Origin of the sequence: Caballeronia sp. RCC_10, assembly GCF_041360715.1 — a bacterium.
Taxonomy (GTDB): Bacteria; Pseudomonadota; Gammaproteobacteria; order Burkholderiales; family Burkholderiaceae; genus Caballeronia; species Caballeronia grimmiae.
This window is the reverse complement of sequence record NZ_JBFUPT010000063.1, coordinates 1-11,783: the sequence shown is the minus strand read 5'-3', so window position 1 is coordinate 11,783 and position 11,783 is coordinate 1. Positions and strand designations below refer to the sequence as shown.

Here is an 11,783-nt window from a genome sequence, read left to right as displayed (position 1 = left end):
CAAACTGGACTTCTCCGCCTTCAACTCGCATGCCCGCTGAAGGCCGTTACCCACTCCGTTTTCAAAAGAGCCAGAAATCGTTCGCCGAATCACCGCCGGGAAGTTGCTCCACCAAGCACGCCGCGATTGTCAGCTACTTAGTCTGCGGTAGGCACTCAGATGCCGAATCAAACCGCGCCGGTCGCCGCGCTTATCAAACAGAATCGCAAGGTTGTGATGCGCATCAGCATAACTTGGGTCAAGCGCAAGACATCGTTCGTACGCTACCTTGGCCTCATCAAGCTGTCCTAGCTGGTCGAGCGCGACACCCCGGTTGAAATGCAAGACCGCGTCGTCGGGAAAGTGTTCCAACGCCTCATCGAACACAGCTAGCGCGTCGCCGCATTGATGTTCCTGCTCGCACAGCAGAGCACCCAGGTCCACGTAAGCCGCATAGAACGGTTCCGGCGACAATTCGATTGCTTTTCGATAATTAAGCTCCGCGGCGCTTGGCTGAGTCTTCATCAACTGCTCAGCCAACTCGTACCGCTCGCGCGCTTGAGCGGCCGCAGCGCCCTTGCGCTCGGGCGTCGCATCCAGCAGGACAACATCCCCGCCAACCTCTGCCACTTCAAAGTCGAGAAGCATCTGCCCCGTCACCGCATCCCACCGCGTTGGGCCGCTCTTCACGACAATCTCTTCGCCTACAGCAGCGACGCGAATCCCAGACAGCGGAAGCTCGCTCGGAAGGTCACGCTTAAGCCTCGCGAGCGCGTCGCGGAGTCTGCGTGGCGAAGTCTTCGATGTTCGCAACTGCAAGGCGGTACGAAGTAAGACGATATCTTGGAAAGTAAAGCGCAACGAGTTCCTTGGTCCACGACTTGGGGTCACGAGACCCAGCTCAATCAGGCCGTCGACCACGCCGCGTGACACACCGAGCATTGACTGCAGCTTGGCCAGCGAAACGTCGTGCGATACGTCGCGTTTGCTCACTTGCGTGCACGTGCCACTTTTGCAGGAGCGCCAGCATGCACCTTCGGCGCCCGAACAGCAGGCTTACGCGCTTTCGGAACCGTAACTTCCTCTACCTCTTCAGCCGCCTTCGCCGCGACCTTCCGTTTCGCCGCCGGCTTCGCTTTGCCGTTCGTCGTGGAAAGACTCGCTCGTAAAGCTTCCATCAGGTCGATGACCTCGCCGCCTCCGGCTGCCTCCGGTTCCGCACTGGCGACAATTTGCTTGCCGGCAATCTTCGCGTCGATGGCAGCAAGAATGCGCTTCTTTTCCTCGTCCTCGTAAGCGGACGCGTCGTACGTGTCTTCGGCTCCTTGTTCAATGATTTGTACAGCCAGCTTGAGCTCAGAATCGGACACCGACGTGTGTTCGATATCGAGGTCTTTGAGCGACCGCACTTCGTCTGCGAACAACAGCTGTTGGAAAACCATCCCGTCCTCAGCAGCGCGCACCTGGACGATTCGTGTTTTCCCCTTGTATGCCCATTTAGCGAGAGCGCATCGGCCAGTCTCAGTAAGCGCTCTTTGAAGAAGGCTATAGCTCTTGCCGCCACGCTTGTCTGGAGCAATAAAATAGGCTCTGTCGTAGAACAGCGGGTCCACTGATTTTTCAGGCACGAACGAAACGATTTCCACGACGTGGCTCGCGCCTTCTTCCAGCGCCTTCAATTCATCGCCGGTGAAAACAACGTAACGGTCCTTCTCGAACTGATACCCCTTCTGCATCGAGCTTCGCTCGACGACGTTGCCGGTGCTCTCGGAGACGTACTGTTGTTTAACGCGCGAGCCGTCCGGCGCGAGCATGTTGAATCGGACCTCAGATGAACTTTCAGTAGCGGAGTAGAGCCGCACCGGTATTGAAACGAGTCCAAACGACAGAGACAGCGAAGCAATCGAGCGGGCTACCATACGCTTCTCCTAGCCGGCTAATGAGCGTCCGCCGACAAAAAGGATGCCGTTGTCGCCCGCAACCGCTTGGGCGTGAAGAAGAGAATATCACCAGAACCGCCGAAGAACGGCGCGTCGGCGTCAGCGTCTGGCAGCACAAACGGCACGCCTTTTGCTGTGGCCGCTCATCGAAGACTCCCGGAGAAACCGTGGCTTCGCCCTCCAAGGAACACAACGCGAACAGCGAAGCCTCGGAACGTGCGCGCATCGAAGCGACGACGCCACAGATGAGCGCGACACTTCCGGGGCGACCGAGCGCGTTCTGTCCGTTGCGGCCTTAACCGGCCGCTCAATGGTTCACATCGCCACGCAGGTAGTTCGCAAGTTTCGCCTGAGGCACCTCATCATGGTTTCTGGCCGTAAAACAAAGGCGCAGCCGCTCGCTCGCTATGAGAAGAAGCGGGACTTCCGTATCACACCTGAGCCGTCTGCGTCGACTATTCGCAAGCGTGCCGCCGCACGGCCTTTGAGCTTCGTCGTTCAGAAGCACTGGGCGAGCCGGCTGCACTACGATTTTCGGCTCGAGCTGAACGGCGTCTTGCTGTCGTGGGCGGTTCCTAAGGGCCCTTGTTACGACCCGAGCAAGAAGCAGATGGCGGTGCATGTTGAAGACCACCCGGTTGATTACGCTTCTTTCGAAGGCACGATTCCTCCGGAGCAATATGGCGCCGGCACCGTCATTGTGTGGGACCGGGGTACGTGGGAACCGGTAGGCGACGCCAGAAAGGGTATGGATGTCGGTAAGCTCGTATTCCGCTTGCATGGCGAGAAGCTCGCCGGCCTATGGGAACTTGTACGCATCTCGAAGCCAGACGATAAGCAAGACCAGTGGATGATGTTTAAGAAGCGCGACGAGTGGGCGCGCTCACTTGGCGAATACGATGTCATCAAAGCGCTGCCTGACAGCGTCATCGCGAATCCGCTCGGGCCCATCGAAGAGCGCGAGCCCAAGACCTCGCGGCATGGGCATGCCAACGAGGAACTCGACCTTTCCGCCGCGGTGCTCGCCCCCCTGCCAACGAAGCTTGAACCTCAGCTTGCTACGCTTGCCAACACCCTGCCACGAACAGGCGACTGGGTCACGGAGACGAAACTGGACGGCTACAGGTTGCTCGCACGCATTGACGGCAGGCGAGTGAAGCTGTTCACACGGAACGGTCACGACTGGACCGCGAAGTTTCCAACGCTCAAATCGGAGATACAAAAGCTTACCGTCTCGAGCGCCTGGCTCGACGGTGAGATTGTCGTGTTGAAAGACGGCATTCCGAGCTTTTCTGCTCTGCAAGATGCAATCGACGGTGGGAACAGTAGCGAAATTGTCTTCTTTCTTTTCGACCTAATGTATCTCGACGGGCACGACTTGCGGAGAGTGCCATTGTGGTCAAGACGCGCACGGTTGGCGACTCTTCTCGAAGGCGGTGGCGAGCATCTCATCTTCAGTCAAGATTTCGACGCGCCGCCTGCAAAGGTGTTCGAAGCCGCTGCCGGGCTTGGACTCGAAGGCCTGGTGTTGAAGCGCCGGGATGCGCCCTATGAATCAGGTCGCACGGAGACATGGCTGAAAGCGAAAGCGCGGTTGCGCCAAGAATTCGTTGTCTGCGGTATGACCGGACGTGGTGGCAACGCAGGCGAAGTCGGCAGCCTATTGCTTGGTTATTACGCTGGCAAAAAACTCCATGACGCCGGAAGTGTCGGTACCGGTTGGAGTTCTAAGACTGCTAGAGAACTGTGGCAGCAACTCGCGCCGCTCCAGGTGGGCGCCGCGCCATTCGACACGCCGGTCAGGAAGCCAGGCCGATGGTCAAGACGCGCCGCCGGAAGTGAGTTGTGGGTGAAACCCATCTTGGTCGCCGAGGTCGAGTTTGCGGAATGGACGGCCGAAGGTGTTGTTCGTCAAGCTTCGTTCAACGGCTTGCGATTGGACAAGCCGGCAAGTAGCGTGGTCCGCGAGGGCGGAAAGACCGAGCTTCCGACGCAGTTGCTCGAGCTCAAAATCACGCATCCAGAGCGAGTAGTTGACGCGTCGTCGGGCGTAACGAAGGCCGACCTTGTCCATTACTACGCGAGCATCGCCGAGTGGATGCTGCCTCACGTTAAGGACCGCCCTGTAGCGCTGGTTCGGGCGCCGGAAGGCGTATCCGGGCAACTCTTCTTCCAAAAGCATGCCGAGCGGACGGCGATGCCCGGGCTGGCGGCGCATGACCGCGACCTGTGGCCCGGGCATCCGCCGTTGCTGACCGTCGACACGGCGGATGCCCTGCTGGCAGCTGCACAGATGAACACAATCGAGTTCCACACTTGGAACTCGATAGTCGCTCACCTCGACAAGCCTGACCGGGTCATCTTCGACCTGGACCCGGGCGAAGGCGTGAAGTGGCTACACGTGCAAGAAGCTGCGCAGCTCGTCCGAGCCCTACTATCCGAGTTGGGGCTTGAGGCTTGGCTGAAGACAAGCGGCGGAAAGGGACTGCACGTCGTTGTCCCGCTCGCACCACGGCTGAACTACGCGACCGTCAAGTCGTTCTCGCAGTCGTTCGTACGACACCTTGCGAAAACGATTCCGGACAGGTTCTCCGCCGTGTCCGGTCCCGCGAACCGCGTGGGGAAGGTCTATGTTGACTACCTACGCAATGGCAAGGCTCAGACGACTGCGGCAGCATTTTCGGCACGTGCGCGACCCGGCATGGGCGTGTCGATGCCAGTGGCTTGGGAACAGCTCGGCGACCTTAAAAGCGGAGCCCAGTGGAACGTTCAGACAGCGCGTGAGTATCTCAGCTTCCAAACGGCAGACCCATGGGTCGAGTTCTGGTCGTGCGCACAATCGCTCACCGCTGCAATAAAGCGTCTTCCGTAATTCGCTACGCCGGCACGCAGGGAGGCAGGAACGTGACTTCGTGCAGGGCTAGTCAGTACGTTGACTTCCCCGCGAGCAACTCGACCAACGCAACGCGCGCCGACTGCAGTTCATCCACAGCGGCAGCCAGGCGAGCCAAATGGAGAGCTCGCATGCTTTGGTCGCCTTGGCTAATGTTTAGTTCGAGATTCTCGGAAGCGGACAGGACATCGCGAGCTGCGGCCGCGACTCTTGTAACCGCCGCAGCTTCGCCAGTTTCTTGTTTCACTTGTCCCCGGTCATGGATTGAGTCCCAAAGTTGACGTCGGAGCGCTTGTGGCAGGGCACACGGCGCAGCATCAGTGGTCAACCTCCGCATACGCCCATGACCAGGAAACGTCAGCTCCGCACCTCTGTGCCCTTCAACGCGTCATGCTTGTGGGAATGCGTCGCACCGTACTTCAATTCGAAATGCGCTCCCTTGCCGCTCCGGGTCGGCGGGAAGTGCTCACGCTCGACACACGTCACCTCGAACGTATCCTTGCCGTCATCATGAACGACCGAATAGATGCCTGAAACCTTCACGATTTCGCCCGGCTTGTATGCAGTGTCGCCAGCCATATTTGCCTCCAATTTATTGGTTCCAATCGAGCGAAAGCAATTGCCGTTCCGCCGTTCAGAGGCAATGACTTCAACCCGGCGCGACCTTCTGGCTGCTGGCACGAATCAGCAGAAGTTACGACTTACTGTATTCAAGCCGCCCAAGAGATGAGACATGTCGACAAGCCGCTGCGCGACGAGATGTCGAACCTCGCCTTCGCACTGCCATGTTCCGTACACGCCAAGCAACGCTGCGCCGAGTGCTTCTCGTCGTTGCTTCTCAAGCAGCGACGGCCAGATGATGACATTCACATTCCCGGTTTCGTCTTCCAGCGTTACGAACATAACGCCTTTCGCAGTGCCAGGCCGCTGGCGCACCGTGACAAGCCCGCATCCTCGGGCGAGCCGGCCGTTCCGATAAGTCATCAGCGTCGAGGCCGGCATAAGGCGCTGCTCGAGCAATGCTGGACGCAGCAAAGATAGTGGATGCCGGCCGAGTGTAAGCCCGGTGGAGTTGTAGTCAGCGACAATGTTCTCCGCCTCCGACGGCACGCCAAGCATGGGCGTTTCATCATCGGTGCGCGCTTCGGCGAGGATGTCACGGTCGGGGACCGCCGCGACTGATTGCCAGAGCGCCTCGCGCCGGTTCCCGGCAAGCGACGAAAGTGCATTTGCTGCGGCCAGCACCTGCAGGTCACGACGGTCTAACTGCGCACGTCTTGCGAGGTCGCTGACACTGAAGAATTGCTTCACAGCTCGTGCCGCCTCGATACGCTCTGCGGCACCGTCTTTCATGCCCTTGAGCAGAGAGAGTCCGAGGCGCACTGCGACAGAGCCGTCAGCTTGTTTCTCGAGAACAGAATCCCACCCGCTGATGGTCACGTCGACAGGAACAACCTTTACCCCGTGACGGGCCGCATCCTGCAGCAACTGTGAGGGAGAGTAGAAACCCATCGGTTGACTATTGAGCATGGCAGCGAGGAAAGCGGCGGGTTCGTGACATTTCAACCAACTGCTTGCATAAACCAAGAGCGCGAAACTCGCGGCATGGCTCTCCGGGAAACCGTATTCGCCGAAGCCGTGAATCTGCTGGAAGATGGACTCAGCGAATTCCTTGTCATAGCCTCGTTGGAGCATGCCGCCAACAATACGGTCATAGTACTTGTCCAAGCCTCCTTTGCGTTTCCACGCTGCCATTGCCCGGCGAAGTTGGTCGGCTTCGCCGGGCGTGAAACCAGCAGCAAGGATGGCGACCTGCATGACCTGCTCTTGGAAGATAGGCACGCCAAGCGTTCTACCGAGCGCCGTTTTCAATGCTTCGCTTGGATAGCTCACGGGCTCAAGGCCTTGGCGCCGTCGCAGATAAGGATGAACGGCGCCGCCTTGTATAGGACCGGGACGCACAATGGCAACTTCGATAACGAGGTCATAGAACTCGCGCGGCTTCATGCGAGGCAGCATGCTCATCTGAGCACGCGACTCGATTTGAAAGACACCCACTGTATCCGCACGCGAAATCATGTCGTACGTCGCCTGGTCCTCCGCCGGAATGTCTTGCATTTCGAATCGCTCGCCACGTTGCTCGGAGACGATGTCGAGGGTGCGACGGATGGCCGACAGCATCCCGAGCGCGAGCACGTCAATCTTCAACAGCCCGAGCGCCTCAAGGTCGTCCTTGTCCCATTGAATCGCGGACCGGTCCGCCATCGCTGCGTTCTCAACTGGCACCAGCCGCGTGAGCTTGCCCCGGCTAATGACGAAACCACCCGAGTGCTGCGACAAATGACGAGGAAAGTTCAGAATCTGCGCCGCAAGATTCGCCCACATTGCAATCATTGGGTTCGATGGGTCGAGCCCGGACTCTTCGAACCGCCGCAGCAAGTCTTGCGAATGGTCGAACCACTGGTGCGATTTGGCGACCTTGTCGACGATTTGCGGGTCGATGCCGAGCGCCTTCCCTGTTTCGCGCAGTGCCCCGCGCGGACGGTACGTCGAAACAGCAGCGGCAATCGCGGCGCGGTCGCGACCGTATTTTCGATAGATGTACTGGATGACCTCTTCGCGACGCTGGTGCTCGAAGTCGACGTCGATGTCGGGCGGCTCGCCTCGCTCTTTCGAGATGAAACGTTCGAATAGCATGTTGCCGCGTGACGGGTCCACCTCGGTTACACCAAGGCAGTAGCACACGGCGCTGTTCGCAGCGGAACCACGGCCTTGACACAAGATATGCTGACTGCGAGCGAACCGTACGATGTCATAGACGGTGAGGAAATACGCCTCGTATCGCAACTCGTGGATGAGCTGCAGTTCGTGCTCAATCTGCTCCTGCACGGCATGCGGGACGCCGGACGGGAACCGACGATGGGCGCCGATGTACGTCTCCTGGCGCAGGTAGGCCTCATGTGTGAAGCCTTCGGGTACGAGTTCGTCGGGGTATTCGTATCGAAGCTCGTGCAACGAGAAATTGCATCGCTCCAGAATGTTGAGCGTTTCGGACAGCGTGTGCTGTGGATAGAGATTTGCCAGGCGCAACCGCGAGCGCAGATGTCCTTCCGCATTGGGTGCGAGGTCGTAGCCGCATTCGGCAACAGGCTTCCCAATCCGTATTGCCGTCATCGTGTCTTGCAGCGGCTTTCTCGACCGCACATGCATGACCACGTTGCCCGTCGCGACAACCGGCACGCGATACTGGTCGGCGATGTACTCGACCACACCGCGGTGAATGTCGTCCATTGCACGCTGATGTAACGTGAGACCGACCCACGCCCGCTCAACGAAGACATCGTTCATCCACTCAAGTTGAGCCGCGAGCGCATCGTCCTTTGCGGGGAAATCTGGCACGAGAATCGCGAGACAATCGGGCATGCCTCTAAGATGTGCGTATTCTCTTTCGGGCCTCGATATGTCATTTGGGGTGAGCAGGTACTCGCCCTTGGCTGCCCGCATTCGGCCCAGCGTGATAAGCTCAGAGAGGTTACCGTAGCCGTTGCGATTCTGAGCCAGCAAAATGAGCCCGAATGCTGGACTCTTGTCCGCATTCACAAGCCGGAAAAACGAGCCAATGATAAGCGGGAGCTTTTCTTCTTTCGCCTGGACATGAGCGCGCACGACACCCGCCAGCGAGCACTCATCGGTAACGGCGAGCCCGGAGTAGCCGAGTTGCGATGCGCGCAGCACCAGTTCCTCGCCGTGTGAAGCGCCACGGAGGAACGAGAAGTTGGTGAATGCGAATAGCTCCGCGTAGTCCGGCAAGGCCGACGAGGGGAAGTCCACGACGACACCTGCTTATCCGAACAGGCCGTGGAGAAACCATCGGACTTCTTCCGTCTTCACGCTCGGGCGTTCGCGGTATATCCAGTAGCAGCTCTTGTCGCTCGCCTCGGCGACATAGTAGTCGCGGGTGACCAGCTGGCCGTCGTGCCAGCCAGCTTCGATGCGTTCGCCCGTCGAGACGAGCTTGAGGGGCGAGCCATAGAAAGGACGATGATTTTTCATCATCAAGCGTAGCGGCTCGTGGAGTAGCCAGGTCGGACGCGGGAGACCCTCCGGTGGCACCGACAACTTCGCGTCATCTTGGACGGACACCCATCGGTTCGCGAGTTCCGGCCGGTGGTCGGACGTTGGCGCCGGGCGCAGCACATTTTCAGCACCCAGTCTCGCCACCAGTAGTTCAAGGAGGCGGTTGTGGTCCTCTGCCGAACCGCCCGGGTCCGGGAAGAGGTCTTCGGACGGTGGCTCGGCTGGTTGGACCTTCGAGGCCGTCAGGCGGACTGCGATTACCGCCGCCTGTAGTTCCGTGCGCCCAAGCCGTTCTTTCAGCAAACGAACGAGATGCTCCTCCTGCCACGTTGGCTCCGCGAGCGCAATTTCCAGGACGGTCGGCTCGACCGCCTGTCGACCGCGCTCGTGTTCGAGCGACACCGTCGCGTGCGTGAGCGCAAGCTGTTGCGCGCTAAGCCAGCCGCAGAGCTGCACGATAAGCCGACGTGCCGAGAACAGCACCGCTTCGGCATGCTCGACACGGTCCGGAAGTTCGGTGCGCACGCTAAAGGTCGGCGGGACCTCGAGCCATTCGTAAAGCTCGGGAGAAAGACCATAGGCACGGTCAAGAGAATCTAGCATGTCGACACCACATCTCTTTTTTAGCCCAGCGCGCGGCAGGCGCCGGATGTCACTCAACGCTTGGCATCCGAGACCGTGCAACCAGTCAGCGAATGCGCGCACTTCCTGTACGACCATGAACGGTAACGAGTCGAGATGCCGCTCGAGGGAGCGCATCTTGAGTACGCGGCAACGGCCGCGCTTGGCAAGTAGCCAGGCGCCTTGCCCGGTCGGCGCGACGCTCATGCGAACCGTTACGCCTATCGATTTAACGACGCTCCGGATTTGCGAGCAGACGCTTCGAATGCCGCCGAAGAGCCGCAGGCTCGCGGTCACTTCCATGACGATGGTTTGTTCGTCACAGAGCGCGACCTGTGGCGAGAAGCGCAGCAAGCCGAAGGCGACTGCGCGCTGCATCTCCGCCTCAAGCTGGACGCTTCGGTCATACACCGCAGCGTCGGGGGCAAGCGTCATCACCCCGCCTCGTTTCATCCCTGGTAGAACGCCTGCTTCTCGCGCCGCCGCATCCGTCACAATCACCTTGTCGCGCTCAAGCACCGCACACCCGTGTTCAGTCGGAGGTAACCACCTCGGGCGAAACACCTCGAGCGAAAGTCGGGGCAGGAAGATGGCGACGAACACGGCCATAAGAGCTCAAGAGAATCGGCGATGGTTGCAGTGAGACGGACAGCTGTTCGGTTTTGGTTGGGCCTCGTCGCTTCACCACATCAACGATGAGGCCGCCATCAGCGGGTCTCACTCCAAGCCGCAGTGTTGCCGGCGAGGCGTCGTGAGCGCTGGCCAACGGCCGAATGAGCATGAGCAAGGTTTCGGTCGCTTGGGCAGCCAGGTGAAGACGCCGAAGCGCTTCAGCCCGGATGTGCTGCTGCCAGAACACCAGGGCACCGCAGGTCTTGGCTTGCAGCACACGTTCCGCGCACCAGAGGGCGTCCGCCGTCTTGGGTGCCTGCAATCTCAACACCTTATTCAACGGTAAACCGAGATACGAGAAAGCCAACGCGTTCGGAACGTGCGGCGCCTGCAACAGCACGATGGGGCGCGTACTGCGCTCTAGGAGAGCCGGCTTCAATAGCCGCATCTCGCCACTCCCTGGCTGCTGGACAAGCAGCTCCACCAGCGCGCCCAGCGGCCAGCCGCCCCCCGGCAACTCGGCCGACAGCGCGGCGTATCCGGTGTCGACCGTCTTGCCGTACGCACGGGCGAGCTGAGACCCGCGCCACAGGCTGGGATGAATCGACTCGATGTGTTGGGGCAGAGCGGCCATCTTTCTGAAATACTGTATGGATGTACAGTATCGTAACGCAAAAAGTGAACCGGTGATTTGCCCCTTTTTAGTCGCTCCCGGAGAGCCGAATGGTTATGCTCGTGCGAGCACCTATGCCCGAGGTCGCCGAATTGGTCGCACGGCTGGGCCAAGCCTTCGGCGAAGCGGCCGTCGACGAAGCTGTGGCACGCGGCAATTCGTGCGAGAGAACAGGCTGACCGTTGGTATGAGGTCGATTAAGGACGACACCCAGTGGAGGGTCGATGGCAGCATCCGAGACTGCCATCATTGCGAGGGGTGCGACGGTTCTTGCGTCGGAATGAGTACGCGGTGTAGTCAGCGCGGAGGATTAAGCGATTGACGGCGCCGACCGGTTGAACGGCACCTCGTCGACCGACCCTTCATCGACTGCATCAAAGTTCGAGCAGGGAAAACAAACGGGTCTCAGAGAATGGATAAACTTGATATAGACAAAGTGCCGGGCGCTCGCGCCGATTTGCTCTGCTTCCTGGTCGCAACCTTCGCTGCGTCGCACACGCTGACGCGCGAATGGCGCGTTGACCATCTCGTCGAGAGCAGTCGACTTTGGCTCGCGAGAAGCGTCGTATCGATGCATTGGCTCGACCGAGTGCTGCTTGGGCAGCTTGCGCTCAAGATTGCGAAGCGCGAGCTAAAGGACGCGGGCATCGCTGTGCGGCAGTGCGACGTACAAGCGCTTTTCACAGGAGAGATGACCCTGAACCATGCGAGCACGGTGGTCCAGAAGATGATGAAGTTGTGCAAGGAATCGCTCTGACCTGTCCGGCCACTAAATCGACACACGGAGAAGATTGCATGTGCTACTCGGCGCAAATTCAGGCGGACTATCGCAAGTACGTGAAGATGTTCGGCGCGCAAATGGATATCCGCGAATTTGCGCGGCTGTACTGGGAGCGCGCCGAGGGAAGCAAAGAGGTGGCGCCGGGAATTCGGACAGCTCGGTAAGTGGAAAAAGCTGGGGTCCGAGTCGGCCATAATGGCTGGCAAA

General features: G+C 59.5%; 9 protein-coding genes. 3 read left to right on the top strand and 6 right to left on the bottom strand.

Annotation, left to right across the window (positions count from 1 at the left end; translation table 11 throughout):
• Positions 1-129 precede the first annotated feature (129 nt).
• Positions 130-972, bottom strand: a complete 843-nt coding sequence (locus tag AB6804_RS30795) for a tetratricopeptide repeat protein (protein ID WP_370889671.1) — start codon at positions 970-972, stop codon at positions 130-132.
• Positions 969-1,898, bottom strand: coding sequence for a Ku protein (locus AB6804_RS30790; protein WP_370889670.1), 930 nt, complete (start codon positions 1,896-1,898; stop codon positions 969-971). Before AB6804_RS30790 ends, AB6804_RS30795 begins: the two co-directional genes overlap by 4 nt.
• Positions 1,899-2,283: 385 nt before the next feature.
• On the opposite strand from AB6804_RS30790, the gene ligD reads away from it, so the two are divergent.
• Positions 2,284-4,791, top strand: a complete 2,508-nt coding sequence (gene ligD / locus AB6804_RS30785) for a DNA ligase D (protein WP_370889672.1) — start codon at positions 2,284-2,286, stop codon at positions 4,789-4,791.
• 378 nt (positions 4,792-5,169) lie between these two features.
• Here the strand turns inward: ligD and AB6804_RS30780 are convergent, their stop codons facing one another.
• The 4 genes from AB6804_RS30780 to imuA form a co-directional block, all read right to left on the bottom strand.
• A complete protein-coding gene (locus tag AB6804_RS30780; RefSeq protein WP_370889669.1) occupies positions 5,170-5,391 on the bottom strand; it encodes a hypothetical protein in 222 nt (73 codons plus the stop codon).
• Between the two features lie 105 nt (positions 5,392-5,496).
• Positions 5,497-8,643, bottom strand: a complete 3,147-nt coding sequence (locus AB6804_RS30775; protein WP_370889668.1) for an error-prone DNA polymerase — start codon at positions 8,641-8,643, stop codon at positions 5,497-5,499.
• A gap of 12 nt (positions 8,644-8,655) precedes the next feature.
• Positions 8,656-10,119: a DNA polymerase Y family protein gene (locus AB6804_RS30770; RefSeq protein ID WP_370889667.1), complete on the bottom strand. Its 1,464-nt coding sequence runs from the start codon at positions 10,117-10,119 to the stop codon at positions 8,656-8,658.
• Entirely contained in the window at positions 10,043-10,756 is a 714-nt protein-coding gene (imuA, locus tag AB6804_RS30765) for a translesion DNA synthesis-associated protein ImuA (protein WP_370889666.1), read from the bottom strand. Before imuA ends, AB6804_RS30770 begins: the two co-directional genes overlap by 77 nt.
• A gap of 451 nt (positions 10,757-11,207) precedes the next feature.
• On the opposite strand from imuA, the gene AB6804_RS30760 reads away from it, so the two are divergent.
• Both AB6804_RS30760 and AB6804_RS30755 read left to right on the top strand, forming a co-directional pair.
• Positions 11,208-11,552: a hypothetical protein gene (locus AB6804_RS30760; protein WP_370889665.1), complete on the top strand. Its 345-nt coding sequence runs from the start codon at positions 11,208-11,210 to the stop codon at positions 11,550-11,552.
• 38 nt (positions 11,553-11,590) lie between these two features.
• The gene (locus AB6804_RS30755; protein ID WP_370889673.1) at positions 11,591-11,740 is read left to right on the top strand and encodes a hypothetical protein; all 150 of its coding nucleotides are present in this window, start codon (positions 11,591-11,593) and stop codon (positions 11,738-11,740) included.
• Positions 11,741-11,783: the final 43 nt, after the last annotated feature.

Coding starts and splice junctions, on each gene's coding strand:
- AB6804_RS30790 (WP_370889670.1), bottom strand. CDS start 1,898: ATGGTAGCCCGCTCGATTGCTTCGCTGTCTCTGTCGTTTGGACTCGTT.
- ligD (WP_370889672.1), top strand. CDS start 2,284: ATGGTTTCTGGCCGTAAAACAAAGGCGCAGCCGCTCGCTCGCTATGAG.
- AB6804_RS30780 (WP_370889669.1), bottom strand. CDS start 5,391: ATGGCTGGCGACACTGCATACAAGCCGGGCGAAATCGTGAAGGTTTCA.
- AB6804_RS30770 (WP_370889667.1), bottom strand. CDS start 10,119: ATGGCCGTGTTCGTCGCCATCTTCCTGCCCCGACTTTCGCTCGAGGTG.
- imuA (WP_370889666.1), bottom strand. CDS start 10,756: ATGGCCGCTCTGCCCCAACACATCGAGTCGATTCATCCCAGCCTGTGG.
- AB6804_RS30760 (WP_370889665.1), top strand. CDS start 11,208: ATGGATAAACTTGATATAGACAAAGTGCCGGGCGCTCGCGCCGATTTG.
- AB6804_RS30755 (WP_370889673.1), top strand. CDS start 11,591: ATGTGCTACTCGGCGCAAATTCAGGCGGACTATCGCAAGTACGTGAAG.